This window comes from Paenibacillus sp. J5 (assembly GCF_054955055.1).
In genome coordinates, this window is record NZ_JBUEDD010000002.1 from 358,844 (window position 1) to 385,560 (window position 26,717).

Here is a 26,717-nt window from a genome sequence, read left to right on the forward strand (position 1 = left end):
CGGTTAATTCTCTTCTGTATTCGCAAGCTGGACAATACTTTGGAAGCCAACGTCACTCACCTATCTTTCTCAGTAATTTCTGCGTAAGCTTGTTCGTGCCGACCATGATGGCGAACAGTACGGTCGCTATAGCGGAGGCATAGCCCATCTCAAAGCGGATCGTGCCGTAATCCATCAGGTGGGTAACGATCGTATGGGCTGAATAGTTGACGCTCGGAAATCCAGCCAGCGCCACTGCGATGTCGGCTACCGCAAAGGCAGCCGTAATCTGCATGACAGCGCCAAACATCAGTTGTGGTCGCATCGATGGCAAGGTGATGAACCACAGCTCCTGCCAGCGGTTCTTGATCCCGTCTACAGCCCCTGCCTCCACGATCGACTTGTCTATGGTCTGCAAGCCTGCGATAAAGGCCAGGAAGCTGGTACCAAGGCTCAGCCACAGTTGCACGATGATCACGATCATCAGTACATAACGCTCATCCTGCAGCCATTGTATAGGCTCCAGCAGGATGCCGATCTGCATCAGGAAGCCATTCAGATAACCATAGCTGTCGCCGGAGAATATGACGAGCCAGATAAAGAACACATTGCCAGAGATGGACGGGGCATAGAACACCAAGGTCATAAATGCCCGCACTTTTGGTGATAGCTCGTTAATAATCCAGGCGAAGATAAAGCAGGCCACATAGCTGACAGGGCCGGTAATGACGGCAAAGAAAAAGGTATTGCGCAAGGCAATCATAAACACATCATCGTTCAGAAACAGCCTTGCATAGTTATCCCATCCGACAAATCTCGGCATCTCCAGCATATTGAAGTAGAAGAAGCTGAGGAAGAACGAGACGGCTACCGGAATGACAGTGAAAAAAAAGAACAGAATCATATACGGACTCATCAAAATATAATGATGCCGATGGCGATACAGCTCACTCTTGAGCGTCGCCCAGCGGGAGCGCTTGCTCGTATGGGCCGGGAGCGCAAGCTCTTGACTGGTCGTTTCTGCGCGCACTAGGTTCCACCCCTCCCATAAGTTAAGGTAATTTGAATTCCTTCCGTTTGATCGCAATCTCATCATTAATGTAAATGACGTAATCTAGCAGCGCCTCACGGTGATGCTCCCCGAGATTCACAACTTTACGGAATGCATTATCCACATGCCTTGCGGTAAAGTAACCGCCCGGAACCTGCGGAATGCCTTCGACCCAGCTCCACTGCTTATTCAGATTGTCGTAGTCCTTCTTCGGCCAAGGCAGCTCCTCCAACGCTTCGATATTCGCCGTCGGATAGCGCGCCGCCTCACCCATCAGCGCCTCCATCTCCCGCCCGAACTGAATCTGCACGTCGCGCGAGGTCCACCATTTCATGAATTCCCACACCGAAGCCTTGTCTTTGGCATTCTCCAGCATCAGCACATTAGAGGTCGTGCTGGCGACATCATGGCGGATTGTACCATCCTCCTTGACCATGCCCGGCACAATCGTAAAGTCCCATAGCCCCTTAATCTCTGGCGCAAACACCGTCAACATATTGTAGGTGGTGTAGTCTGCAATACCGATCGGCATCTCGCCCGTCCTGAAGCGGTTAGGGAAGTCAGCGATCAATGGGAACTTATAGTTCGTGTAGAATTGCGTCCAGCGACGGAACATCTCAATCGAGGTTTCCGAGTCTAGCGCGCTGTGCTTGTGATCTGCGGTATAGAATTCGCCATCGTTCTGATACAGCAGCATGGCGAACGTTCCTGTCGGCTCGACCGGCAGCCAAAATTCCATGTTATGCTTTTGCAGCACCGAGATCATATTGTAGACCTCATCCCATGTCTTAGGCACGGACAGATTGAGCTCCTCCAGCACATCCTTCCGATAGAACAGCATCGGGAAGGATTGCTGCTCTGGCAGCGCATACACACCCCCATCATAGCGATAAGGCTCTAGCGCACTGTCGCGGAATCGCTCCGCCACCTCCTCGAAGTCCGGGAACTGTGTCAGATCGGCGGCTGCTCCTCGCATCGCATAGTTGACCGGCACGTCCTCCGTCATCTGCATCGCCGCATCAGGCCCTTCGCCCGCCAGCGTAGCGGGGAGCAGAATATTGGGCTGCACGAGCTTTAGTCGTACCGAGATGTTCGTCTCTGGCGTAAACGTCTCATCGATCATCGCCTTCAGCACCTGAGCCTGATCGCGGCCTGTCGTAATCCAGACATTAATGGAGCGATCCTTCTGCTCCATATTGCCCAGACTGTTGTAATCCTCGGTATACGAGGCAATGTAAGACCCAATCTCATGCTTGGCCTTGTCTACAAAGGTCGAGCCAGCGTCCGGCAGCGGCATATCTGTGGACGAGACGACAAGGTAATCGAGCGTCAACGGCTGCTCGCGCACCGTAAGCATCCAGGTTCCGAGACCGCCCACATTGAGCTTATACGTCTTCAGCCGCTTGGATACTGTCTCCGGGTTCGCCGCCATGTCCTTGAGCTGCACGACCGCGGACAGCAATGGCGCCACCTTGTCGCTCTGCTCGCCCGTCACCTGCACGAGATGATCTGCAACCGACTGGATAATATCCGCCTGCTCGCTGAATACTTCCGTCATCTCTGGAATCCGCTTCTCCAACTGATAATCACGCATCGGATCAGGGTTGTTGGAGGTAATCATCAGGATTTTCCGATACACATCGTTGAGCTGCAGCACACTGGATTCAATCGTGCGCAGCAGTGGCGCAATATCGCCCAGCATCACGGTTAGACGCAGGCGATGGGTGCCCTCAGTTAGATGGAACAGATAGGGCTCTTCGCCACCAAGCACATCCATCTGCCATTGCGGATTATACTGAAAGCGGATACGCTTCATCTCTTGAAACGGGTATTCTCCGTCAATCATCAGGCTGCGAGTAGCATAGACGCCCCTCAACTGATCCTGCTTGCGCTTCAGGGCGATCTGGTACAGCCCCTCCTCAGGAACGTCAATTTCCCATTCAATCCATTGTCCCGGAAGCTTCCAGTTCGTACCTCCGATCGCATTCATCCTGATCTTGGAGACATGATAAGGATCGACAGATGGACTGGATCGATCGGATACCGGGTAGAGCGTCGGAGAGGACTTGCCATTGGCCGCCTCGCCCTGAACTTGAATATATTGTTTGCTTGTCGGCTGAAGTCCCTTCGCATCGTATTCCGCTTTCATCTGCTCATACGTCCTCAGCTCCGGCTCCTGATACAGCTCGATATAATCGATAGCCATCGGCTCGCGCAGTGCAGTCAGAGCGATGGACGGCTTACCACGCTCCAGGTAGAAGGAATACGGCTCTTCATAATACCAATCGCTGTCCGAGAATGAGGTCATCAGCCATCTCGGCCGCTCCACCTGTCTTGGCCTGAGGTCATTGCCTCGGTCATCCTGGCGGATCTGATCCTCGCGGTTATCCCAGACACGCTCGAACATCAGCAGCTCTGCTCCCTTGAACGGTACCTTTCCATTAATTGACAAAGACCGTTCAATCGCGGAGCTCTTCCCTTCCATAGGATAATAGTGGATGCGGATCTGATAGAGGCCTGCTTCTTCGATCGGCGCTTCCCAGCGGATCGTACCTGTATCTGGCGTTAATACAGCCTTTCCAGCGAGGCCATGGTAGCCCTCCTCGATACGAAACTGTCCACCCGTCGCCTCAACGAAATCCTCGCCCTCAATACGTATGGTGCGCTGCGGCTTCGCTGCGTCAGCATGCGCCTGCCGATATTCATCATAGCCGCCTTCCTTGACCACGCTTGCCGCCGCCACATAATCCGCCGATGCCTGTGCGGGCATGCGACTGGACTGCCGGGAAGGGATGACATTCCAGAGAGTGACAACAAGAGCGGCAATGATGATCGCAATGCCCGTTTTTTTTAAGCCAGCCTTCAATTCCTCTCCCCCTCCTTCTCTCTTCCTTACAACGTCAAACATTGATTAGACAAACATTAATTACAGATGTAGCGTTTACATTATTGTTGGCTTTCCGCCCGAACTGACTTAGTTATTCCATACTTCATCGATTGCCGATTGAAACTGCGGTTTGTACTTCTCAATAATGGTCGATACCGATACCCCTGAGAGCAGCTCGCCCTGGAACGGGTAAAACTCCATCGTAGGATACGTGTTATGGTCAGTTGTCCTCATGCCTGCTTGCGCCAGTCGGACATTTTTGATGTCTTCTTCATTATCAAACCAGGATTCATACAGCGCTTGATGGGAGTATTCGTAGATGGATTCAATATCATGGATTTTCTCCCAGATATACACCAGTTGCTCTGGATTCGTGATCGCCTTGGGGATCATCATGAAGCTGACGGTTCCATCCACCCCGTGATACCCCTCCTTCGCGCTTGGTCCTTTCGGGAATGGCACAAAGCCCACATCATAGTCCTTCATATCATTACTGTATACCGGCTTCTCCCAATCTGCGCCAAATATCATCAGCGTGTTGCCTTGACGGAAGAACTGGCCTGGCTCCGTCCAATCGCCGCCCTCTGTAGGACGAGCAATCTTCTCTACCCCAATCTTGCTAATAAACTCCATCGCCTCAACGACTTTAGGGTCATCCAGGTTCTGCTTGTTCCCGGCCACCAGGTCCGTCTCATTGGCGGCCAGTGCCTGCGTGATCAACCCTCCGCCTGCAAGTCCCCACGTATCGACGGTGCCGTCATTATTCGTGTCTCTGTTCGCTTCCTTGGCAACCTTAATGAAGGTTTCCCAGTTCCAATTATCCTCATCGACATACTCCTGTAGCGGCTTCATTCCCAGCTCATTCATCAGCGTGCGGTTATAATAAATGCCGTTCGAGCCCAGCGTGCCTGTCTCGAAGCCATAGGATTTTCCGTTGTATTCTGCAAAGGTCTTCGCATAGACCGGATTGAACACATCCCAATTGGTAACCAGATCATCCATTTCCCAGAACAGATTCTGCTTCACGAGCGAAGGAATGCCCCATGGCCTTGCATAGCGGATCAGCTCGCCTATCGGCTCCCCGGCCAGCAGTGAGGAGGAGACCTTCTCGGTATACTCGAACCAGTCGATCGTAATATACTCGACTTTGAAGTTATGTTTGGCCATCAACGCTTCCAGATTCTCTTTTCTTTTGATGTCATCTGGATTCTCCTCCGGGATCGTCATATCGTACCAGGATACGATGCGGATCGTTTTGCCACCCAGATCAAAGTCCATCTCCGGCGTTGCTTCTGCTTCCTCCTTGACCTCGGCTTCCGATTCGCTCACCGTGTTGCTCGGCTGCGGCGTCTGCGTTGCTGGCTCTACATTCCCGCCGTTGGAGCAGGCAGCCATGAAGATCAGAACGAACAAGCTTATCCATGAAATCAGTCTTCTTCTCATACAACTCTCCCCTTTACGTTCAATGATTACAGTCGTCAGCTCCCGGCAGGGTGCCGCTCTACCGGAAGCTAGCCTCCTGCCAGTGAATGACCTCGCTGTCTAGCTAAGAACGAGCCACGTCAATCAGGTTCCAGAACGATTGCTTGGGCTGCTGCTCGACATCAAAGACTAACGGCCAGTTCTTGCGCCCTCTGACCGGGAAACCATCCAGCCATGTGTAACGATCGCTAACCCCCCAGAACGTGACCGACTTGATATGCGCGCTATATTCCTTGAACAAGGAGAAAATCTGTGTATAGCGCTCGGCCTGCTTCTCCAGCATCGCCTCAGTCGGGGCGGTCAGATCTGTGCGAGTATCATCATGAGCGAACATGGATACATCCAGCTCGGTTACATGAAGCAGCATATCGAGGCTCGCATACCGTTCAATGGCTCTGCGAATATCATCTGTCGACGGGAAATCGAGATTCCAGTGCGCTTGCAGCCCCACGCCATGGATCGGTGCGCCGCGCTCCTTCAAGGACTTAACCAGTTTATAGATCTTCTCTCGCTTCTCCGGCACGCACTCATTGTAATCATTGTAGAACAGTTGGGCCTTGGGGTCTGCCTCATGCGCATACTCGAATGCCCTGGCAAAGAAGCTCTCGCCCAATATGTCCAGCCATGGCGAAGGCCGCAGAAATTCTTCTTCCTTGTCTGACACTGCTTCATTAACGACATCCCAGGCATACAGTTGTCCGGTATAGCGTCCAGCTACGGTATGAATATGGGATTTCATCCGCATAAGCAGGGTCTGCGGGTCCGCCGGATGGCCCGAATCCCCCTGAAATACCCATGCTGGCGTCTGGTTATGCCAGACTAAGGTATGACCGCGCATGCTCATTCCATGCTCCTTGGTAAACGCTATCATTTTATCTGGAACTTCAAAATCATATTGCTGCTCCTGTGGATGCAGCCGCTCAAACTTCATCTCATTCTCCGCTGTCAAGCTGTTATAATGCTCCGTCAGCAACGAGGCCTCCGCCTCGATGCTCCACTTATTGACAGCGGCTCCAATCATAAAATAATCCTTGTAGGCTTCTCTTAGCTGCGGCAATACCTCAGATTGGTTCGTCATTCTCTTATCCCTCCAGCCTGTCGTAATCGAAGAAATCAAAGTCGGCATGACCGCCCGACGACTCCTTTTCGTAATGAAATAGACCTATACGTGTTCCCATGAAGTGATCCAGCGTATACTTCAATTGCAGCGGTTCACCGATCGGTCTCCATTCCTCGCGGTCAGAGGAATAGAAAAACTCGGCAATATCTCTGCTTTCCCTGAAGTCGAACGACACCTTCAAGTAAATGGACTTCTGTAGATACGGCAGCTTCTCTACGATTAACTCCGCCCCGTCGCCGCCATTGACGGTCATCACCACATAGCGCTCGCCATTATCGGCAACCTGGACACCTATCGCGCCGAAATGATACTGCAGCGCTACGATGCCCGCATAGCTATGTAGCTGCATGCCGGATGTATCCAACAGAGTCTCGGCACTGCAAGCCGGGCCCTCCGTCCGCTGGGTCAGCGTATTTCTGGCATGCAGGATGCCCGTGGCGGGGGTGCCTGCGGTCAGTCGCAGCCATCCGCTACGCTCCGTTACCGACCAGTGCTCATGATCCGGGTTATGGTTCCATTGCCAATTCAGCGCCAGCTTGTTCTCGGTGTAATCGAAGCCATCGCTGATGACGAGCGGGCTTGCAGGATGGCTGCTCTGCGGCAAGGATACCGTGAATTCCTCCGGCACCTTGCCGTCTGTACCGAAGACAGGCCAATCGTCCTGCCAGGTAACCGGCACAACATACGGAATCCTTCCAACTGCATGATGATCCTGAAACAAGACAGCGAACCACTCGCCCCCAGGCGTATCCACAATACCGCCTTGGGCCACGCCCTGATTCATGTAGCCCATGTCATCGTCCAGTACGACTCGGTGTTCATAAGGCCCCAGCAGCTCGCGTGAACGGTAGCAGAGCACTCGGCGGCGGCGATGTCCGACACTCGGCCAATCGATGAAGAACAGATAATAATATCCATTCATCCTATAAGCGTGGCAGCCTTCGCAACGAAGAGTAAGCCCTTCCCGTCCGGTCTCCAGCAACAGTTGGTGGATGCCGTCCTCCCTCAGCGCTGTGGCATCTGAGGTCAATTCAGCGATACGGATGTCGCCATTGCCATAGAATACGAAGACACGCCCGTTGTCAAACAGCAATGCCGGGTCATGAAGCAGCCTGTCGATGACATGCCTCTCCCACGGCCCCCGCTCTATATCCCGCGTCTTGTATACATAGAAGCGACTGACATCCAGACTGGAGAAGCAGACATAGAAGATTCCCTCATGATAGCGCAGGCTGGCCGCCCATGAGCCGCGGCTGTAGATGCCCTTGCCGTCCAGCAGTTGATGGGCATCATTGTCCTCCAATGTGTCGAACACATAGCCTGCGAGCTCCCAATCCTTCAGGTTCGGAGATTTCATGATTGGACAGCCCGGCATCATATGCATGCTGGTGCTGACCATGTAGAACCATTCTCCGACCCGAATCACACTTACATCCGGTACATCAGACCACATAATCGGGTTTCTAATCGTTGTTGTATTCATGGCTTGTGCTCCTTATGCTTTATTACTATTCTAAACCTGGGATAATTGCCAATATTTTATATCCAATAACGATGTATCCGACTCTCCCTGGAAGACAAGATACAGGTCATGAACGCCCTGAATCCCGGACAGCAGTGTGCTATAGGTCGACCACTTTGTACCCTGATCAAGCGGCTTGAGCGCCAAGACGCCTGCAAGCTCGCCCTCCACATGATCCAGGCGCAGCTCGATACGGCAATCTGCACTTATATTTGATACCGCCGCCGTGAACGTTGCCGTCTCATCTGCCCCACAGTCGACCTGGGAGAGTGCAATCCAGTGACCTGCCTGGATATTGGTTAACGCCAGTTGATACCCTGGTTCTCCCGCGAGTGGACGTGTTCTCACACCAGCGCTCCAGGCAAAAGTAACCGCTCTCACCTGTTGGTAAGGATCATACGCCTGCAACTGAGGCACCCCTGTATAATCAGCCTGAACATCCTGAAGCTTGCCATTATCATCAAAGAATATCTGATTCAGATGGGTCGAGCGGTAGCCTCTCTCCACCCCCATTGCCTTGGATAATGTCTGGGCATGATAAGCAATATACCACTGATTCTGAAATTGGAAGATCGCATGATGATTATTGCCCCCGATGCCGAAGAAGTGCGCCGGGTTCCTCAGTATCGTCCCCTCATATGTCCATGGCCCCATCGGGCTGCTGCTGGTCATATAAGCAATCTCGCCTGCGCCAGGGCTGCCCTCCGGCCGCTCTTGACCCAGGAAGTTGGTGCAATACGTATAATAATAAACATCCCGATACTTATGAATGCCGCCGTCCTCGAACATATACGGCGCATCGATAACGGCCGCTTCACCGATGACGCTCGTCATATCCTCCCCGAGCCTCATGACCCGCGCCGTTCGCGGCTGCTCATGCTGACCCTTGGGGACACCGCCACCGAAGTAAATATAACCCTGGCCATCCTCATCGACGAGTACGGCCGGGTCAAACAGCCAGACGACGTTCTCCACACCAGGGGTATCACGGGTTAGGAGTGGTTTACCGATCGGGTCGACCCAGGGCCCCAGAGGGCTGTCGCTTGTCAGCACACCGATACTGGTGGCATTATTGGCAAAATACAGGAAAAATTGATCTCTTCCCTCTATGACCTTATGGACAGCAGCCGGCGCCCATGATTGTGATGCCCAAGTAGCCGCGCCCTGCGACCCTGCCACAGCGATCTCTCCATGATCCGTCCAGTTCGCCAGATCGCTTGAGGAGATAACGGATAGATGACGAATGGAACCGTAATGATTATCTCTCACATTGCCCTCATCGTCATATACCAGCACATCATGCGTCATGTACAGATATACTCGATCCTGATAGACGAGCGCATAGGGGTCCGCTCCAAATTTATGAGCGCTGAGCGGATTACCGCAACGAGGCAGCTTGCCAAGCGGCTGTGCTGGCGGAGCCTGCCTGTCGGTGTGAATCTCTGCACCTGTTCTGCTCTCTGAATCATTCATGGTATCTCATAGCCTCCTCCAGCGTAAACTGCTCAAGACTGCGTAATCAGCCACTCTATTGAGCGCATCGCAGAACATGAACCCGCGTTCATTTTATAGTGTACCTGATTTTTTTTGTGTCAGGCAACCTTCCGTTTTTGATTTTTTTGCCTATTCTTTGCCAAGTGAAGCGCTTGCTAACGATCACATGACTCTTTATGATAGGATTAACTTACACGGAGGGGATCGTCATGGATACCGATAAGTATAACTATCTAGTTCCTAATGTTTTCCTGTTCACAGAAAGAAATTGCTTTCCAGATTGGGTCATTACAAAGAACCAGAACTCGTTTCATGATCTTACCTTTGTTATTGCGGGCAAAGCCAACTATTTTGTTAATGAAGTCAAATATACCGTAGAGGCAGGCGATCTGATCTACATCCCGAGCGGCTCTACGCGGGAAGCTCACACGTTCAAGGACAATCCCATGAAATCTTACCCTTTTAATTTTTATTGGAATGAGCCTCACAACTCTATACACCTGCCATTTGGCATGGTGACGAAGAACCTGATTACGAAGGAGATTCTCGATCACATCCGCGAATTCAAGCATGTCTGGATGAACCAGCAGCCCTTCTATATGATTCAGGCACGAGCGTTGCTGCAGTCCATCATCTATCGTCTGCTCACCAACTACTACCGCCAGTCTGCGGCACCGGTCGATCCTCGCATCAAAAAGGTGATGAATTATATAGCTGATCACTACGCAGATAGCATCACGATCGGCAAGCTGGCTGCGCGCGTCGGTCTTCACCCTGTCTATCTCGGGAAGCTATTCAAGCAGCACACCGGCTCCTCCTGCAAGGAGTACATCAATCGCATCCGTATTAATAATGCGGAGATGATGCTCTCCTCCGGCGACTTCACTGTCACAGAAACGGCAGAACGTTGCGGATTTCAGGATATTTCATATTTCAGCAACCTGTTCAAGGCGATGAAGGGCTATCCACCCTCTGCTGCCAGAGGCTGAGGAGATAGAGGGGGACTTGCGTCCCCCTCTGCGCAGCCTTATTTTCCCCATACCTCGTCGATAGCCGACTGGAACGCCGGCTTATACTTCTCGATCACAGTCGAGATGGATACGCCCTCCCGGATCTCCCCTAGAAACTCATAGTATGGCATGCTCGGGTAATAGGCATCCTGCTCCACAATATTGATGACTTTCGATGCTATCAAGGCGTTGTTCAGATCCTCTTCCTTGCTGAAGAAGGTCTCGTATGCCGCTTGCTGGCGGTAGTCGTAAAATGATTCGATGTCATAGATTTTTTCCATAATGTAGACAAGCTGCTCCGGGTTTTCCACACTTCTGGGAATCGTATAATAATTCGGAATCGTCAGGAAGGTCCGATAGCCATCTGCACTTGGCCCCTGCGGGAAGGGCACGAAGCCCAGCTCGAAATCCTTCATCTCCGTCTGCCATTCATTAAAGGTGTAATCCTGCCCCGGATTCATCAGCGTATTGCCCTGCAGGAAGAACTGTGTTGGCTCCTGCCAGTCCCCGCCCTCGGTTGGTCTGCTGATTTTCTCTGTGGCGAGCTTGGATAAGAAATTAAGCGTTTCGAGTGTCCTTGGGTCCTCCAGCATCTGTTTGCCGTCACGCACCAGTGCCGCATCGTTGGCTGCAAGCGCCTGCGGCAACAGCGAATCGGTGGACAATCCCCATGTATCGATCTTGCCATCATTATTCGTGTCCCGATTGGCCTGCTTCGCCACTTCAATGAACGTGTCCCACGTCCAGTTCCCTTCATCCACATACTGCTGCAACGGCTTCAAGCCCAGCTCGTTCATTAGTGTACGGTTATAAACAATACCCGATGCCGCACCCTCTCCACCGATTCGGAAGCCATAACCTTTACCTTCATATTCGGACATCGTCTTGGTGTATTGCAGACGGAAAGCGTTCTCATTTGTGACGTACTCATCTAACGGCCAGAACAGTCCCTGCTTCGTCAGCGAAGGAATCATCCATGGTCTGGCCATCCGAATAATATCTCCGATCGGGTCGCCTGCTATGAGTGAAGCGCTTACTTTATCCGCGATCTCACCGTAATCGACAATGACATACTCAAGATTGAAGTTATGCTTCTCCATCAGCGCCTTCAGGTTTTCCTGCATCTGAAGACTGTCGGGGTCCTCCCCCTTGATCGACTCGTCATACCAGGATACGAGCTTGATCGTTTTGCCGCCCAGATCAAAATCCATCTCTCGTTTTGCGGGAGTCTCCTTCGTCGCCTCCGTCTGCGCGGGCTGCGAATTCGCATTAGCGGCACCCTCATTTTGTCCTCCGCCAGCTTTGTTCGGCGCTTCATTGCCGCCAGCTCCTCCACTGCCACCGCTGCATGCAGATGCAATCGCGAGCATGAGGCAGCACGCCACCAGTAATGTTATTCTTCGAATACGCATTGTCTATTCCCCCCACACAGTATTGCCACAAAAATGTAGCGCTTTCATTTCGGATCAACTCTGATGATTGGCAGCTTCCGTGACCGCTAGCAGGACGAAGCAGCCATCATAGATTGAATTATAATACCCATCCTGACCATGTAACCATAGAGGATCTAAACATATTTTGTAATTATACAAGATAATTATTCCCATATTAAGATGAGTAATGGGAATCAAAAAAAGCCAGCGCATCCCCGGAGACCAATGGAGGCTCTCCGGAGACACTCTGGCTAACGACTATATCGGAAACGGCAAGCCTAGTTATAGGCAGGCAACCAATCGCCATGCGCTTCAATCAGATCGTCGCACATCGACTTGATGTCATCCATAGACAGCTCTGCCGAGGTATGCGGGTCCAGCATCGCCGCGTGGTAGATGTGTTCCTTCTTGCGTGTCATCGCCGCCTCGATCGTGAGCAGTTGTGTATTGATATTCGTCCGGTTCAGAGCCGCGCATTGCGCAGGCAAATTCCCGACATAGGTCGGTGTGACTCCGCTGCGGTCAACAATACACGGCACCTCTACACAGGCTTCCTTCGGAAGATTCGGAATCAACCCGTTATTCATAACATTGCCGCCAATCTTGAACGGAACATCGGTCTCCATCGCCTCGAAAATATACGATGCGTATTCATGCGAGCGCGTATGCTCCAGATTATGGCTGTTGAGCAGTTGCTCACGCATTCCCTCCCAGCCCTTGATCTGCTCGATGCAACGACGCGGATACTCGTCAAGCGGAATATTGTAGCGCTCGATCAGCTCCGGGTAATTACGCTTGATGAAATACGGATGGTACTCGGCATTGTGCTCGGAGGATTCTGTAATATAATAGCCAAAGCGCAGCATCATCTCAAACCGAACCATGTCATCATGCTTTTCCTTCTGCTTCTCAGCCGCTCTGCGCTTAATCTCCGGATACAGATCCTTGCCATCCTTAGTGACCTCCAGCAGCCAGGCCATATGGTTGATGCCTGCAATCTTCGCCTGCACGCCCTCCTGCTCCAATCCTAATGCTTCAAACAGATGCGGCACGCACACCTGCACGCTATGGCATAAGCCAACTGTCTTTACGCCGCCATACGTATTCATGACATTGGTCAACACTGCCATCGGGTTGGTGTAGTTCAGGAACCAGGCATCTGGACACACCTCACGCATATCCGCAGCAAAATCCAGCATGACCGGGATCGTGCGCAGATTGCGGAAGATACCGCCGATGCCTACCGTGTCGGCAATCGTTTGGCGCAGGTTATATTTTTTGGGAATCTCGAAGTCCGTGATCGTACACGGATCATATCCGCCCACCTGAATCGCATTCACCACATATTTTGCGCCGCGAAGCGCTTCCTTGCGATCGAGATATGACTTAATAACACAGGTGCTGCCTGATGTTTCCTTCAGATTATTCAGCACCCGCTCCGAATCCTGAAGACGCACCGGGTCTATATCATATAGCGCCAGCTCAAAACCCTGCAACGCAGGGGTCAGAATGCAATCACCCAACACATTTTTGGCAAATATTGTGCTGCCTGCACCTAGAAATGTAATTTTGGACATCGTCTGTACTCCTCCTGTTTCACTTGCTTAGCAAGCGGTATTGATGTCCTTATTATAGGCGGGGAGCTTGCGTTCGACTATGGAATATAGGATGATAGATATGGAGATTTGTAGTTCAATTTATTCGGGACATCCTATCTGATTCCATAGCTTTCTAAGAGGCTATACTGACATCCAGGAGGAATGGAACATGGTATTTGAGCATGATTGGCATCATGTCCGTATTAATTCATCCGCGCAGGAGTTGGGCATTACGGTGCTTTTCTGCGGAGAGGGCCAGCCGATAGGCAAGCACCGGATCGGCCCTACTGCGCATGATCATGTCTTGATTCATACAATCGTCGCCGGCCGAGGCTGGTTTGAGTCAGATGGTAAGCGTTATACATGTAGTGCGGGAGACACATTCGTAATTATGCCAGGGCGCCAGATCAGCTATGAGGCCGATGCGGTTCAGCCCTGGCAATATGTATGGGCAGCCTTCTCCTCTAGCGAGGATGAGCATATACTGACAAGCATCGGCATAACAGACGAATGCTGTGTCATTCGCAGCGAGCCGGACGCGCGGCTGCTCGAAGCCTATCGACTGCTGCAGGAGGCATTGCTGGAGACTGCCTATCCCCATCTAGGCAATCTGCAGGCATCCGGCTATATGCAGTTGCTGCTGCATCGCCTGGGTCTTGCCAATACCGGACGATTGAAGGCAGAGGCCGCTGGTTCCAGCAGCATGGAGCGCCAGATTAGTCGGGCCATCAGTTGGTTCCAATTGCAGTATGCCCAGCCGCTGTCCATCGATCATATTGCCCGCTCGCTGGGCTATCACCGCACGCACCTGTCGAAGATGTTCCGCACGGTAACCGGGCTCTCCCCGATGCAATACCTGCTGCGCATCCGCATGGAGCGTGCGGCTCAACTGCTGCAGGAGGGCGAGCTGTCCGTGAAGCAGGTCGCCTCCTTCGTCGGTTACAATGATGCGCTCTACTTCTCCAAGCAATTTCGCAAGTGGAGCGGATTCACACCCTCCGATTATGCAAGACAGCAGCGCTCGCAGCCGCACACCAAGACGACATGACAGCGCCCGTTCAGCCGCCGTCACCATCCGCCCCGCTCCAGTTCCACAGCTCCACCTGTCCGAGTTGGAATTCGTAGAAGGCTTGCTCCTCTCTCAGCTTCTCCAGCTCCCTCACAGGGCCGGTAACGATGGCGCCGTAGACCTGAATCCCATGCTGCTCCATGTACTGAAGACGCAGCCTGTCGTTGTCCTTCCCATTGTAGCGCCCCTCCTCCAACAGCCAGGCGATATTATCGAGCAGAGTAGACTTGGCCAACGCCACATTATCTATGGAGAGCGCGAAGGATGCCATCTCCTGCCGATGCTCGCTGTTGAACAGCACCGGCGGCTGCAACGTCAGATGTTCCACCCACTGCCTGCTGTCGCTCCGCACCGCGTATCCTGGCTTGAACGTCTTCAGCTCTCCGCCATACACGGGCATGCTGAGTACACTCAGATCGTATCTCTCCACCATGGCGAGCAGCTCCTCGGGCGATAGAGCATAGCGGGTCGAGAAGCTCATATCGGCAACATAGCCATCTCCGATTCGGGACAGGCGATTCCATATTTGTGATGAGCTGTTATCCATAGCATTAAGGCTCGCCCCTTCCTCGAGCAAGTCAGGCGGCACAGCGAAGCTGAAGCGATCATTGGTTCCCAGATACCTGGAATCAAAGTCGAGGGTATAGTTAAATCCGGTAAACGGGTCCAGCGTGGCTCGCACCTTGCCCGACTTCACATTCCAGTCGCCGACGATGCGATACATATCTAATTCAACTTGCTGCTTGAGCAAGGAATTGATCGTCGGCGTCGCCCAGTTATAGGTATCCGCCCGCATCCCCTGTCCATGTGTATTGACCATCGTGATCGCATAGCGCTGCACCTTATCTGCGCTCGCCGTCTCATGGTACACAATATTAACAATAATCATATAGATAGCATATAAGAATAGCAGCGCGAGACCCGTAACGATGACGCTCTTGAAGATCGTAAACCGGGTCTTCCAGATCATCCGGCGAAATTGCCGCTTATCCAGTCTCAGATCAACGCTGTCCTCGGCCTGCCGTTCCCAATCCTTAAGCTGCAGCAGGCTCTCCTGCTCAGCCTCCTCCTGCTCCTGACGGTGCTTGTTCTGGTCGCTCATAGTCAGCCTCCTCCCTCCTGCTGCGCGTCTTCTTGCGCGGCAAGCTCTCTAAATTTCTTGCGTCCCCTATGCAAATTCACCTTCACCTGCTCCGCTGACAGCTCCAGCATCTCGGCCAGCTCCGCATAGCTGAAGCCGTCAACCTCTCTCAGATAAACGATCGAGCGATATTGCTCGGGAAGCCGAAGCAAGATACGTTCAATACGCAGCCACTGCTCCTTCTTCGCCAGCTCCGGCTCAGGCAGACCGATGACGCTGACCGCGGTTGTGTGCTCCTCATAATCCATCAGCGCCTTGCGCTCCGTCTTCCGCCTGCGGTACCAGTCGATATAGAGGTGTCGTGCCACCTTGTACAGCCAGGCTCTGGCCATCGTCAGATGCTCCTTGCGCAAGGAGAGCATACAACGGCAAAAGGTCTCCTGCAGCAGCTCCTCCGCCGTTTCTCTAGAGCCGCACATGCGGTACAAGTAGCGGTACAGCGCCTGATGATGCGATTCAAACAGATGAGCGTAGGTCTCTTTTTTCACCTCCAGCCCCCTTCCCATAACAGTCAACGGATTGACCGGTGAAATGTTACACGCAACTGAAGAAATCATACAATACCCTGCTTGTTGTTCCAAGCTGACCACATTCACCATGTACAAAGATCAGCTACCCGAAGCCTCATGCGAGGATGACAAAAAACCTTCATTCCCGCTGCGATCCAGGGCGTGTATACACACCCTAGCGGAAATGAAGGTTGCTCTTGTCACTATCTTCTGCGCGTATTCGTCAGACGGAACTGTCCCACCAATTGCTGAAGCACGCCCGCAATCGCCTCCACATGTCCCGATGTGTTGCGGGCATGCACCATTGCCTCGGTCAACTCCTTCACCCGATGCTCCACATCGCTTGAGGAACGTCGACTCTCGATACTGACCGCCGCGATCTTGCCCATCAAGTCGACCACCTCATCAACGACCTGTGTCTTGAGGCTGTCCTCGGCCTGCGCCTCGCTGAGCAGCTCCGAGGCTGCGCTCACCAGCTCCGTGCCTTCAGCCACAACCCGGTTGCCTTCATCCATCGAAGCATAGGCTCGCTGGGCACTCGTATAGATATGCTGTACAATCGATTGAACCTGATCCGTCGATTGCTTCGTGCGGTCGGCGAGCTTGCGAATCTCCATCGCTACGACATTGAAGCCTTTGCCGTGCTCGCCGACACGGGCCGCCTCAATCGAAGCATTTAGCGCCAGCAGGTTGGTCTGGCTGGAGATTTCCTCGATCACATGCAGCACTCCCTGAATATCTTGTGTTGTCTGCATGAAGGAGGTAATGGTCTCATTCGTCTCCTTCACCTTGAGCGCGATATGCTCCATCTTGTCGCCGATGCGTTCCACCTCGCTGCGAGCAACCGCAATCTGACTGGAGGCCTGCTCCTCCAGCTCCAGCAGCGTGCTTCTCATCTGATTCGCCACATCCTTGGCGACCTCAATGTCCTTGAGCTGATGGCGGAGGCTGCCGATCATCTCATGAATTTTCAGATTCACCGCCTGAGCGGTTCCCTCGGTGGTTGTGGTCGAACGATTCATTTTTTGCTGACTGGTCAGCACATCGCCCGCTGTTGCCTTGACCTGGAGCATGATGCTCTCCAGAGAATCAATCATATTATTAATCCATTTGGCAAGCTCACGAATCTCATCCTGATCGAGCACCTGCGTATTGAGTCGCTGCGTCAGATCACCGCCGCCCTCGGCATTAATACGGATGAAGCGGTTAATCCCGCGCAACTGGGAGACGACTCGCTTGCTGCCCGTTCGGTGCAGCACGTTTCCCGCCACCGCTCCATGAGCCAGCGCAGCAACTGCCAGTACGAGCGCGCCTATCAGCGGAGACAGGTGCGGGAGCAGCAGATAGCCGCTCAGCCCCATCACCACAGCAAGAACCCCTGTCAGCCACAACTGCGCTCTGTTCTGCCTGTAGGCGATCCCACGCAGCCGATAGACCTCCTCCAGATCCCCCTCGCACATCATGCCCCACAGATCCGGGCAGTGCGGCATATGGAAGGAGACGCCCTTCCCGATGACCGCAATGTGCCGATAATCCGAATAACCCGGAAATTCCACAAACAGATTACTGCCGTTCTGAATCGTATTCATGACGCCGGGATGCAGCTCGCCTGTAGAGGGATCGGTGAACATCAGCTCCAGCTCGGTATGCTCCTGCACCGATACGATACCCCAATCGGTCGCTATGCCGTCCTTGAGGTTTTCGCCATGAGTGAAGGTTCGATCCTCGAAACGACTGCGTGACAGCGCCTTCCCCGGCTTGATCTCCGTGCGAAGCACCGGCTTGGCCATAAAAATATAATTATCACCCGAGTCAGGGTAGATATGGCCGGATTCGCGCTGAATCAAATCTCCGATGACATCATTAGGCACTCTGCCGCACAAGGTTCCTATACGTACACCATCCTTGACGAGCGGCAGCAGAAACATCAGCGTCATCTTGTCATGGAACGATGAGGAACGACGACCAAGCGCCAGGGTGAGCGGATCGGGATAAGGGCCGAACAGACAAGGACGGCCGCCAGGCGTCTCGGTAGTGTAGGCCAGCCCCCGCTCCAACAGCTCATCGCTGCGAGCCTGCGTGTCCGCTGTAGTGTATACAACACGGCAGTCAGTATCCAGCAGGAACAGCTCGGTCAGATCGCCTGCCCGGTTATATGTTTCGCGGAATAACGGCTCCAAATTGTCAGTAAAGCTCTCATCAAACTCCGTTGATCCATATTGTAGCGAAGTAATCTGTGCAGACAGCCGTTCCAGATGCCCCCAGTAATCCTCCGCCCATGACTGCAGCAGCGCCTTGCGTGTCTCGGCAATGCCTTCAAAAATCTCCTCGACATCGTTCTTCGTAGCCTGATTAAGTCGATAGGACCACCATAACGGCAGTCCGTTCCGCCATCCTAACCATCCGAACATGACATCCCCCTCCATAGACCTATGTCTCTATACATGCATCAATATGAAAGTTATTTTAACACACAACGAAAAATTGGTTAACACCTATGTAAGGTTATTCCAATCAATAATTTTATCAACCTGATAAAAAATCCCTTTTTTACGGGTTATTGCAGCAAATTTAATCGGATGACCGCTTTCGAGCATAGGAAAAAGAGCCGCATCATCCATACGGCTCCCCTCTATCCCGCGATCTGCACGAATTACACCTGCAGCAGCTCCTCCAGATGGCTCAGCTCCAGATCCGTCCAGCCGACATAACGACGCTCTCCGTCAAGCTCGACCTCGACGACGGGTACGTGGCGCACCCCGTACTTCACCTGCAGCACATCTCTTAAACCATCGTTGCCATCCACACTGATGTTTTCATACGCAATTTGCTTGCTATCTAGCAGGGTCTTTACCTCTGCGCAATAATGACAGCCTGTTTTGCTCCACACGACGACTTTTTTAGCTGATGACATGTTCCTGCCTCCTGATTGTAGTATAACGATTTTCCGGGATGGACAGCCCCAGATTCCCCCTTAATGTCTCCGCCTCATACTCGCTGCGGTAGATGCCACGCGCCTGCAATATCGGTACCACCAGACGTACAAAGTCCTGCAGTCCATTGGGTGTGCCGGGATGAATAATGAAGCCATCTGCCCCCTGCTCCTCGTACCATTGCTGGAGCTGATCCGCGATCTTCTCCGGCGTGCCGATGAACCCGCTTCGTGGCGTGACCGAGCGCAAGGCAACCTGACGGAGTGTAAGGCCTTCTTCTCTGGCCTCCTGCTTGATCTTGTCTGTCGTGCTACGGAAGCTGTTGCTGCCGAGATCGCCGAGCTCCGGGAACGGCTCATCAAGCGGATACTGCGAGAAGTCATGATGCTCGAAAAATCGCCCCAGATAGTCCAGCGCATTCTCGATCGTCACCAGACTGGCCACCTCCTCATATTTGCGCTCCGCCTCCTCCTCCGTCTCTCCGATGATGACGCTGATGCCTGGCATGATGACGATCTCCTCCGAAGAGCGGCCATAAGCTGCAGCCCGGCTCTTGACATCCTGGTAGAATGCCTGAGCCTGCTCCAGTGTCTCCTGCCCGGTAAATACCGCATCCGCCGACTGAGCCGCCAGCGTGCGTCCGGCATCCGAGGAACCCGCCTGGAAGACCACAGGATGCCCCTGCCTGGAGCGTGCAATATTGAGCGGTCCCTGTACAGAGAAATATTCGCCCTCATGGTCTAGCCGATGCAGTCTGCCCGGATCGAAGAATTGTCCGGTCTGCTTGTCGCGCACAAACGCATCATCCTCCCAGGAGTCCCACAGTCCTCGAACGACATCCAGATACTCCTTGGCAATCCTGTAGCGCTCTGAATGAGCAGGATGCGGCTTGCGACCGTAGTTTTTGGCTGAGCCCTCAAGCGGAGAGGTAACGACATTCCAGCCGGCGCGACCTCTGCTGATATGATCGAGCGAGGCAAATTGTCGGGCTACTGTAAATGGCTCGCTATAGGAGGTAGACAGCGTACCGACCAGCCCGATGCGATTCGTCACGGCAGCAACAGCAGACAGAACGGTGATCGGCTCAAAGCGATTCAGAAAGTGTGGAAGCGACTTCTCGTTAATGTATAAGCCATCCGCGATAAACACCAGATCGAACTTGCCCTCCTCGGCCGTCTGCGCTTGATGCTTCACGTAATCGATGTTCACACTGGCATCAGCGACAGCCTCAGGATGCCTCCATGCCGACATATTGCCCCCGACCCCTTGAATAATCACGCCGAGCTTCAACTGTTTACGCTGTGCCATGGATATTCCCTCCTCTAATAAGATTGAACGTATTATTGCGCCTGTTTTTGCTGGAAATGATGGCTAAGTCGCAGCCGGTAGCTTTTGACCAGCACATGACCATTGTGGAATTCCTTGTCATAGGCTCGTTCAAAGCCGAGACGTTCATATAGCTTCACCGCCGATTGCATCATATCGGATGTATGCAGATACAGGGAGGAGGCTCTCAGGCCGATGGCCCGCTGGACACTCTCCTGAATGAGCAAGGTCGCCACTCCTCTGCCTCGTGCTTCAGGCGACACGGAGAGCAGCCGAATAATCGGGCTCTCAATCCCCAGCTCGGCTCGGCCATAGGCCTCCTCCGAGGAGAGGAACAACTGGACACTGCCAATAATCCGCCCGTCCTGCTCCGCGACCAGATGCGCATGTGGCGGATGCGGCTGGTTCTCTATAATGGAAGCTTGGATTGAAGCCCGATACTGCTCCCAGAGCTGCCCCGGCAGCTCCTGCTCATATTGCTCGTATGCGCGCAGCACGACCTCCAGCACCTGCGCGATCTCCTCAGGCTGCACCTCTCGTACTCGAATATTCCCCTGCCCCAATGTTGATCCCTCCCCATTCTGATGTGCCCTTGCAGGCAAAGACGATATTCGCACTCATCCCCAACCAGCACGCCTCGTCCCTGCTCTTCTCATCGAACCGCCCGCAGCTCGTCGCCCTGCTCCTCAACTGCGGGCAGCTATCGAGGTCTGCCCGGCAGCAAGCTGATCCAGCGCATCACCCGCTAGCTGCGCCAGATAGGCTGCGCTGGGCGCGAGTGCCCGCTCATCAAGCGTGAAGGCCGGATGATGCCACTCCTGGGCTCCCGCTGTGCCGAGGAAGACGAACAAGCCCGGCACTTCGCGCTGATAGTAGGCAAAGTCTTCGCCTGCCGTGGAAGGCGGCGGCTCGACCACCTCCAGCCCGCTGCGCTTCGCCGCTTCCCGACCCAGCTCTGCAAGCTCCTTATCGTTATGCACCGCCGGCGGGCCTTGAATCCATCTTACGCTAGCAGTTGTGCCATACGCTGCTGCTACCCCGCCGACAACCTCCTCCAGCCGTCTGCGGACCCGTGTGCGCACCCGCTCATCGAAGGTGCGCAAGGTTCCATCCATTACCGCCTTGTCGGGAATGACATTCCACGAGGTGCCGCTATGAATTCGCGTCACGCTGATAACGGCGCTATCCAGCGGGCTGACATTCCGACTGATAACCGATTGCAATGCCGTCACGATATGGGCTGCGGTCACGATCGGGTCAAGCGCTGCATCCGGTACCGCCGCATGTGAGCCGATGCCGTCTACTTCGATAGCGAAGCCGTCGGCTGCGGCCATGAGTGGCCCGGACTTGATGCCCACTGTTCCGACAGGCAGATCTGGCTTGTTATGCAAGCCGAAGATGGCGCTCACCCCCACCAGCGCACCGCTGGCTATAACCTGCTGCGCTCCGGTCGCCTTCTCTTCCGCCGGCTGAAAGATCAGGCGCACCGCCCCAGCCAGCTCCGCCTCCCGCTCCTTGAGCGCGAAGGCCGCTCCCAGCAATGCGGCGGTATGATAGTCATGACCGCAAGCATGCATCTTGCCAGGATGGGCAGAGGCGTAAGGCAGCCCGCTCTCCTCCTGGATCGGCAAGGCGTCGATGTCAGCGCGCAGTGCAACTACAGGGCCTGACCCTCGTCCACCCACCTCCGCTATCAAGCCTGTGCGAAGCGCATAGGGCAAGATACGGATACCAGCTTCCTCCAGCCAACGGCGGATGGCTTGCGTTGTTGCATATTCTTCATTCGACAGCTCTGGATACTGATGCAACTGCCGCCTGATGGCGATCAATCTATCCTCCCATGCCCGGTCACCCTCTACCCGCTTTCCTTTTCCCATCCGCTACTCCTCCTATCCATTGCGGTCTCGTCTGGCATCATTCCCACATACGAGCGCTAATTCGCGCTGCCGGCTGCCTCCCTGAACGCTTCCTTCAACAGCTTGTAGGAGTGGACGCGGCTTGCGAAGCTTTTGAGCGCGGTCGTGATGATGATCTCCTCAACACCGTATGCCTGCTGCAGCTCCAGCAGCCGGCGCCGCACCGTCTCCTTCGAGCCCTTGATAATCTCTGGCACCTGCTCCTCAATCGTGAACGGCTCATTGCTCTGCTTGCCGTACTCCTGCGCATGCTCGATATTCGCCACTGTCAGCGTCTTGCCGCTCTGCAGATGAATCTTGACCAGCTTATGCTGGGTGGACAGCTCGGCAGCTTCCTCATCTGTGTCGGCTATAATAGCCGACACCGCCAATATTGAAGTTGGCTCGCTGCCCCGAGCCGGGATGAATCTATCACGATACACCTCAAAGGCCTGACGGGCGGCCTCAGGATCATTGTTGATGAACTGGGAGAACACATAGGGGTAGCCTGACTCAGCAGCAATCTCCGCGCTGCCTGTACTCGTCCCCAGCACATACACCTTGGGCGGCTGCACAGGCAGCGGTGTCGCCCGCAGTCCATACAGCGGATGCTCCGCCGCCAGCTTATTGTCCACATACTGTTGCAGCTCCCGCAGCTTCGCGGGCAGCTCCTGCGGCTCCGCTATGCCATGCTGGAGCGCTCTTGTCGAGCGGGGCAGGCCTCCAGGCGCTCTCCCGATGCCCAGATCGACACGTCCCGGAGCGAGTGCTGAGAGCAGATTGAAGTTTTCCGCCACCTTGTATGGACTGTAATGCTGGAGCATAACGCCCCCGGAGCCGATACGGATATGCTTCGTATGGGCTAACAGGTAAGCAATCAGCACCTCTGGCGACGAGCCTGCCACATAATCAGAATCATGATGCTCCGATACCCAGAAGCGGTGATAGCCAAGCTCCTCCGCCAGTTGGGCAAGCTGTACCGTGTGGCGCAGCGCGTCCTCTGCCGTCTCCCCTTCATAGATTGGACTCTGATCCAAAATACTGAGTTTAAGCGCCATCGTCCTTTCTCCTCTCTATCTGCCTATATGGAATAACTCCACTCTTGTATGCTCCGCTTGAGAAATTGCTGCGTCCGCTCCTCCTTGGGCTGCCCGAACAGCTCATGCGGCGCTCCTTCTTCTACCACCACACCGCCATCCATAAAGACCACATGCGTGGCGACATCGCGCGCAAAGGCCATCTCATGCGTCACAATGATCATCGTGATGCCTTCACGAGCAAGATTGCGAATGACCGCCAGCACCTCGCCTACCAGCTCCGGGTCAAGGGCTGACGTCGGCTCATCGAACAGGATGACCTCCGGGTTAAGGGCCAGCGCGCGAGCGATACCGACACGCTGTTGCTGCCCGCCGGACAGCCGACTTGGATACTCGTGTAATTTGGCGCCCAGTCCTACCTTCGTAAGCGCCTGCACCGCCAGTTCGTGCGCTTGCCGCTTCGGCAGCTTCTGTACGATGACGAGACCTTCCATGACATTCTCAAGTGCTGTCTTATGCTTGAACAGATTGTAGTTCTGGAAGACCATCGCCGTCTTGCGACGCAGCTCATAGATATCCTGCTTGCTCGCCTTGCTGCATTCGACCCTGAGGGTCTGAATCGCCAGCTCTCCCGCATCCGGGCGCTCCAGGAAATTGATGCAGCGCAGCAGTGTTGTCTTGCCTGAGCCGCTCGGCCCGAGAATGGCAACAACATCTCCCTGCTCGACCGTCAGATCGATTCCTTTGAGCACCTGCTGCTTGCCAAAAGCTTTTTGAATGCCGCTAAGCTTGATCATGCGACTCCCCCCCGGTTGTAAATGCTGATTTTTTTCTCCACCAAGCTGACACTTTTTTCGATAAGTACGGTAATGCCCCAATAGATCAAGGCGGCTGCTATGAACGCTTCGAAAAACTTCCAGTTGGTAGCTGCCACAATATTGGCCTGCGAGAAAATTTCGACGGCAGTAACCGTGAAGGCCAGTGTGGAGCCATGCAGCATCCCGATCAGCGAATTGGATAAATGCGGCAGGCTAACGGCCAAGGCTTGCGGCAGGAGGATACGCGCCAGCGTCTGGCGGGTCGTCATCCCGATCGCGTAGGCCGCCTCCACCTGCCCGCGGTCGATCGCCAGAATGCCAGAGCGCACAATCTCTGCTTGATAGGCGCCCGAGGTGAGCGAGAAGGCAATCAGTACAAAATATAGCACCGGAATCTGGCCGGAGGTGAACGCTAGCCCGAGCGCTCCAGATACCGCATCGATCAACACCGGCAGGCCGAAATAAACCAGGAACAGGTGCATCAGCATCGGCGTCCCGCGAATGAAGGTGACATAAAAGGCTGCGAGATGCTGCAGCACGGGCACCTTATAGATGCGAAGCAGCGCAACAGCCGTTCCGATCAGCAAGCCGACAAGCACGGAGCTGGCTGTAATGAGCAGCGTCATCGGCAGCGCAGCGAGCAGCTTGACGAACGCTGTCCATATAAATCCCGGATCGATGCTCATAGCTGCTCCCCTCCCTTCTTCCATTGCGGCACGAACAGGCTTTGCAGCAGGGTGCGCTTGGTCGCCGTCGTGCTCAGCCCCGGCTCGTAGCGCAGCAGCCGACGCTCCGCCAGGAGGAACAACCTCTCCAACAGCATGCTGATAGCAAAGTAGATCAGAGACAGCGCGATATACACTTCAACAAAATGCTGTGTCGCCATGCCAAGCGTCTGCGACTTGCCCGTCATCTCCATAACGCCCAATGTAAAGGCGAGCGACGTGTCCTTCAGGTTGGCGATGACCAGATTGGCAAACACCGGCAGCGATACGGCTGCGGCTTGCGGCAGCACGATGCGGGTAAAGGCCTCAAAGCCGGACATCCCGATCGCATAAGCCGCCTCTACCTGCCCGCGATCGACCGCGCCGACCGCGCCACGGATTGCTTCTGAGATAAAGGCCCCGCTATGCAAGCCATAGGTGACAATGACATAGACCAGCACCGGCATCTTCGATAGATCCAGATGAATGCCCTTGAGCAGCTCAGGCAAACCGTAATAGATGAGGAATAACTGAATCAATATCGGCGTTCCGCGAAAGAACGAGACATAGATGGCGGACAAACGCCGCAGTACAGGAATGTTGTACAGTCTCGGCAATGCGACGATCAATCCGACCATAATACCCAGCACCATCGAGACAGCGACGATCAGCAGTGTAATTTCAAGATAAGCAAGCAGCTTCGGAATAAATTGATATACATAATTCAGGTCAAACCCTCTGCCCATGCCCTAGCCGCCTCCTATTTCACGCCGCATAATCAGACTGGCAGGTCGAGGACCATTCAAGCCGTCACACGAATGCGGTTCTGTCATTTATTTTTGCACTTCGTCCAGACCCTTCGTAAAATCCTCACCCAGCCATTCAATGCTTAGCTTGGCCAAGGTTCCGTCCGCTTTCGTTTCCTTAATCGCCTTATCCAGCGCATCGGCCAACTCCTGGCTATCCTTGCGCAGGACGAACAGCACATCCGATTGAATCAGTGGCTCGCCTACCGTCTTGAGCGCAGGCTCCCCGTCCGCCCCAACGTAGAAGCGAAGCGCGAAATCGGTCATCAGTGTCGCATCTACCCGTTTGCTCTGAATGAGATTAACCAGATCATTGGCCGCCCCGCTCGAGTAGACAATCTCCAACGCATCGTTATGCTCCTTATTGTATTGCTGGAGGAAGAACGCCTGATTGCTGGTCGCGCCAGTATAGACCTTTTTGCCCTTCAGATCATCAATGGATTGAACAGAGTCATTCGTTTTGTCCACCGCAACCTTGCTCAGGAAGATGCTGTATGGCTCCTTGTTGAACAGATACTTTTCTTCACGATCCGGATTTTTCTCCATCTGATGAGCGACGAAGTCAATCTTATTCGTCTCCAGACTAAGTAGCAGGTTGGCGAAATCCATCGTCTTGAACTCGAATTCATATTCCGGCAGACGTTTGTCCAGCTCCTTCACCAACTCGACGTCGAAGCCAGTCAACTTGCCGTTCTCATCAATAAAGCATACATTGGGAAATTGTGTTCCCGTGCCTACGACAATCTTCTTCACGCTTTGGCTCGCAACGTTGCTTCCTGTACCGGACGCTTGCGACGATGATGTCTCACTGGCGGAAGCTCCGCAGCCGGATAGCACCAGCATCAATGCGACTAGCGCTGTTGTAAGTGTAGACCATGTTTTCATCTTCATTTCCCCCTCTAG

23 protein-coding genes are annotated in these 26,717 nt (G+C 53.8%); 2 read left to right on the top strand and 21 right to left on the bottom strand.

Annotated features, from left to right (window positions below; all coding sequences use genetic code 11):
* Positions 1 to 52: 52 nt before the first annotated feature.
* From ACY1JZ_RS04115 to ACY1JZ_RS04140, 6 genes are all read right to left on the bottom strand, one after another.
* Positions 53 to 1,009, bottom strand: a complete 957-nt coding sequence (locus ACY1JZ_RS04115) for a carbohydrate ABC transporter permease (protein WP_270170889.1) — start codon at positions 1,007 to 1,009, stop codon at positions 53 to 55.
* Positions 1,010 to 1,031: 22 nt separating this feature from the next.
* Positions 1,032 to 3,896, bottom strand: coding sequence for an extracellular solute-binding protein (locus ACY1JZ_RS04120; protein WP_462628182.1), 2,865 nt, complete (start codon positions 3,894 to 3,896; stop codon positions 1,032 to 1,034).
* Positions 3,897 to 4,004: 108 nt separating this feature from the next.
* Complete coding sequence (locus ACY1JZ_RS04125) at positions 4,005 to 5,360, bottom strand: ABC transporter substrate-binding protein (RefSeq protein ID WP_462628183.1); 1,356 nt, start codon at positions 5,358 to 5,360, stop codon at positions 4,005 to 4,007.
* 103 nt (positions 5,361 to 5,463) lie between these two features.
* Positions 5,464 to 6,477 carry an endo-1,4-beta-xylanase gene (locus ACY1JZ_RS04130; RefSeq protein WP_462628184.1) on the bottom strand — a complete coding sequence of 338 codons (1,014 nt, stop codon included), beginning with the start codon at positions 6,475 to 6,477 and terminating at the stop codon, positions 5,464 to 5,466.
* Positions 6,478 to 6,481: 4 nt separating this feature from the next.
* On the bottom strand, positions 6,482 to 8,002 hold the full coding sequence (locus ACY1JZ_RS04135) for a glycoside hydrolase family 43 protein (RefSeq protein WP_462628185.1): 1,521 nt from the start codon (positions 8,000 to 8,002) through the stop codon (positions 6,482 to 6,484).
* A 30-nt stretch (positions 8,003 to 8,032) separates the two neighbouring features.
* Complete coding sequence (locus ACY1JZ_RS04140; protein WP_462628186.1) at positions 8,033 to 9,514, bottom strand: glycoside hydrolase family 43 protein; 1,482 nt, start codon at positions 9,512 to 9,514, stop codon at positions 8,033 to 8,035.
* 230 nt (positions 9,515 to 9,744) lie between these two features.
* Here ACY1JZ_RS04140 and ACY1JZ_RS04145 point away from each other — a divergent pair, with 230 nt between their 5' ends.
* A complete protein-coding gene (locus ACY1JZ_RS04145) occupies positions 9,745 to 10,524 on the top strand; it encodes an AraC family transcriptional regulator (protein ID WP_270170884.1) in 780 nt (259 codons plus the stop codon).
* Positions 10,525 to 10,562: 38 nt separating this feature from the next.
* On the opposite strand, the gene ACY1JZ_RS04150 is transcribed toward ACY1JZ_RS04145, so the two are convergent.
* Positions 10,563 to 11,957 (bottom strand): ABC transporter substrate-binding protein, encoded by a 1,395-nt coding sequence (locus ACY1JZ_RS04150; RefSeq protein WP_462628187.1) that lies wholly within the window; start codon positions 11,955 to 11,957, stop codon positions 10,563 to 10,565.
* A gap of 299 nt (positions 11,958 to 12,256) precedes the next feature.
* Positions 12,257 to 13,555 carry an alpha-glucosidase/alpha-galactosidase gene (locus ACY1JZ_RS04155; protein WP_270170882.1) on the bottom strand — a complete coding sequence of 433 codons (1,299 nt, stop codon included), beginning with the start codon at positions 13,553 to 13,555 and terminating at the stop codon, positions 12,257 to 12,259.
* Positions 13,556 to 13,745: 190 nt separating this feature from the next.
* Here ACY1JZ_RS04155 and ACY1JZ_RS04160 point away from each other — a divergent pair, with 190 nt between their 5' ends.
* Positions 13,746 to 14,624: a helix-turn-helix transcriptional regulator gene (locus ACY1JZ_RS04160; RefSeq protein ID WP_270170881.1), complete on the top strand. Its 879-nt coding sequence runs from the start codon at positions 13,746 to 13,748 to the stop codon at positions 14,622 to 14,624.
* Positions 14,625 to 14,634: 10 nt separating this feature from the next.
* Here the strand turns inward: ACY1JZ_RS04160 and ACY1JZ_RS04165 are convergent, their stop codons facing one another.
* The 13 genes from ACY1JZ_RS04165 to ACY1JZ_RS04225 all read right to left on the bottom strand — a co-directional run bounded on the left by ACY1JZ_RS04165 (position 14,635) and on the right by ACY1JZ_RS04225 (position 26,699).
* On the bottom strand, positions 14,635 to 15,747 hold the full coding sequence (locus ACY1JZ_RS04165; RefSeq protein WP_462628188.1) for an anti sigma factor C-terminal domain-containing protein: 1,113 nt from the start codon (positions 15,745 to 15,747) through the stop codon (positions 14,635 to 14,637).
* A gap of 2 nt (positions 15,748 to 15,749) precedes the next feature.
* Positions 15,750 to 16,274, bottom strand: coding sequence for an RNA polymerase sigma factor (locus ACY1JZ_RS04170; protein ID WP_462628189.1), 525 nt, complete (start codon positions 16,272 to 16,274; stop codon positions 15,750 to 15,752).
* A 224-nt stretch (positions 16,275 to 16,498) separates the two neighbouring features.
* Positions 16,499 to 18,706, bottom strand: a complete 2,208-nt coding sequence (locus ACY1JZ_RS04175; RefSeq protein ID WP_462628190.1) for a methyl-accepting chemotaxis protein — start codon at positions 18,704 to 18,706, stop codon at positions 16,499 to 16,501.
* Positions 18,707 to 18,790: 84 nt separating this feature from the next.
* Positions 18,791 to 18,916, bottom strand: a complete 126-nt coding sequence (locus tag ACY1JZ_RS04180; protein WP_462628191.1) for a hypothetical protein — start codon at positions 18,914 to 18,916, stop codon at positions 18,791 to 18,793.
* 32 nt (positions 18,917 to 18,948) lie between these two features.
* Positions 18,949 to 19,209, bottom strand: a complete 261-nt coding sequence (locus tag ACY1JZ_RS04185) for a glutaredoxin family protein (RefSeq protein ID WP_462628192.1) — start codon at positions 19,207 to 19,209, stop codon at positions 18,949 to 18,951.
* Positions 19,196 to 20,536 (bottom strand): LLM class flavin-dependent oxidoreductase, encoded by a 1,341-nt coding sequence (locus ACY1JZ_RS04190; RefSeq protein WP_462628193.1) that lies wholly within the window; start codon positions 20,534 to 20,536, stop codon positions 19,196 to 19,198. The genes ACY1JZ_RS04185 and ACY1JZ_RS04190 overlap by 14 nt, the downstream gene beginning before the upstream one ends.
* A gap of 32 nt (positions 20,537 to 20,568) precedes the next feature.
* Positions 20,569 to 21,117 (bottom strand): GNAT family N-acetyltransferase, encoded by a 549-nt coding sequence (locus ACY1JZ_RS04195; RefSeq protein WP_462628194.1) that lies wholly within the window; start codon positions 21,115 to 21,117, stop codon positions 20,569 to 20,571.
* A 123-nt stretch (positions 21,118 to 21,240) separates the two neighbouring features.
* On the bottom strand, positions 21,241 to 22,431 hold the full coding sequence (locus ACY1JZ_RS04200; protein ID WP_462628195.1) for an amidohydrolase: 1,191 nt from the start codon (positions 22,429 to 22,431) through the stop codon (positions 21,241 to 21,243).
* Positions 22,432 to 22,487: 56 nt separating this feature from the next.
* Positions 22,488 to 23,507 carry an LLM class flavin-dependent oxidoreductase gene (locus tag ACY1JZ_RS04205; RefSeq protein WP_462628196.1) on the bottom strand — a complete coding sequence of 340 codons (1,020 nt, stop codon included), beginning with the start codon at positions 23,505 to 23,507 and terminating at the stop codon, positions 22,488 to 22,490.
* Between the two features lie 23 nt (positions 23,508 to 23,530).
* Positions 23,531 to 24,283, bottom strand: coding sequence for an amino acid ABC transporter ATP-binding protein (locus ACY1JZ_RS04210; RefSeq protein ID WP_462628197.1), 753 nt, complete (start codon positions 24,281 to 24,283; stop codon positions 23,531 to 23,533).
* Positions 24,280 to 24,990 (bottom strand): amino acid ABC transporter permease, encoded by a 711-nt coding sequence (locus tag ACY1JZ_RS04215; RefSeq protein ID WP_462628198.1) that lies wholly within the window; start codon positions 24,988 to 24,990, stop codon positions 24,280 to 24,282. Before ACY1JZ_RS04215 ends, ACY1JZ_RS04210 begins: the two co-directional genes overlap by 4 nt.
* Entirely contained in the window at positions 24,987 to 25,754 is a 768-nt protein-coding gene (locus ACY1JZ_RS04220) for an amino acid ABC transporter permease (RefSeq protein ID WP_462628199.1), read from the bottom strand. The genes ACY1JZ_RS04215 and ACY1JZ_RS04220 overlap by 4 nt, the downstream gene beginning before the upstream one ends.
* Before the next feature lie 87 nt (positions 25,755 to 25,841).
* Positions 25,842 to 26,699, bottom strand: coding sequence for a transporter substrate-binding domain-containing protein (locus tag ACY1JZ_RS04225; RefSeq protein ID WP_462628200.1), 858 nt, complete (start codon positions 26,697 to 26,699; stop codon positions 25,842 to 25,844).
* Positions 26,700 to 26,717: the final 18 nt, after the last annotated feature.

Coding starts and splice junctions, on each gene's coding strand:
- ACY1JZ_RS04205 (WP_462628196.1), bottom strand. CDS start 23,507: ATGGCGCTTAAACTCAGTATTTTGGATCAGAGTCCAATCTATGAAGGG.
- ACY1JZ_RS04220 (WP_462628199.1), bottom strand. CDS start 25,754: ATGGGCAGAGGGTTTGACCTGAATTATGTATATCAATTTATTCCGAAG.
- ACY1JZ_RS04165 (WP_462628188.1), bottom strand. CDS start 15,747: ATGAGCGACCAGAACAAGCACCGTCAGGAGCAGGAGGAGGCTGAGCAG.
- ACY1JZ_RS04190 (WP_462628193.1), bottom strand. CDS start 20,536: ATGGCACAGCGTAAACAGTTGAAGCTCGGCGTGATTATTCAAGGGGTC.
- ACY1JZ_RS04130 (WP_462628184.1), bottom strand. CDS start 6,477: ATGACGAACCAATCTGAGGTATTGCCGCAGCTAAGAGAAGCCTACAAG.
- ACY1JZ_RS04175 (WP_462628190.1), bottom strand. CDS start 18,706: ATGTTCGGATGGTTAGGATGGCGGAACGGACTGCCGTTATGGTGGTCC.
- ACY1JZ_RS04210 (WP_462628197.1), bottom strand. CDS start 24,283: ATGATCAAGCTTAGCGGCATTCAAAAAGCTTTTGGCAAGCAGCAGGTG.
- ACY1JZ_RS04160 (WP_270170881.1), top strand. CDS start 13,746: ATGGTATTTGAGCATGATTGGCATCATGTCCGTATTAATTCATCCGCG.
- ACY1JZ_RS04215 (WP_462628198.1), bottom strand. CDS start 24,990: ATGAGCATCGATCCGGGATTTATATGGACAGCGTTCGTCAAGCTGCTC.
- ACY1JZ_RS04135 (WP_462628185.1), bottom strand. CDS start 8,002: ATGAATACAACAACGATTAGAAACCCGATTATGTGGTCTGATGTACCG.
- ACY1JZ_RS04140 (WP_462628186.1), bottom strand. CDS start 9,514: ATGAATGATTCAGAGAGCAGAACAGGTGCAGAGATTCACACCGACAGG.
- ACY1JZ_RS04125 (WP_462628183.1), bottom strand. CDS start 5,360: ATGAGAAGAAGACTGATTTCATGGATAAGCTTGTTCGTTCTGATCTTC.
- ACY1JZ_RS04185 (WP_462628192.1), bottom strand. CDS start 19,209: ATGTCATCAGCTAAAAAAGTCGTCGTGTGGAGCAAAACAGGCTGTCAT.
- ACY1JZ_RS04180 (WP_462628191.1), bottom strand. CDS start 18,916: ATGGATGATGCGGCTCTTTTTCCTATGCTCGAAAGCGGTCATCCGATT.
- ACY1JZ_RS04200 (WP_462628195.1), bottom strand. CDS start 22,431: ATGGGAAAAGGAAAGCGGGTAGAGGGTGACCGGGCATGGGAGGATAGA.
- ACY1JZ_RS04150 (WP_462628187.1), bottom strand. CDS start 11,957: ATGCGTATTCGAAGAATAACATTACTGGTGGCGTGCTGCCTCATGCTC.
- ACY1JZ_RS04225 (WP_462628200.1), bottom strand. CDS start 26,699: ATGAAAACATGGTCTACACTTACAACAGCGCTAGTCGCATTGATGCTG.
- ACY1JZ_RS04145 (WP_270170884.1), top strand. CDS start 9,745: ATGGATACCGATAAGTATAACTATCTAGTTCCTAATGTTTTCCTGTTC.
- ACY1JZ_RS04155 (WP_270170882.1), bottom strand. CDS start 13,555: ATGTCCAAAATTACATTTCTAGGTGCAGGCAGCACAATATTTGCCAAA.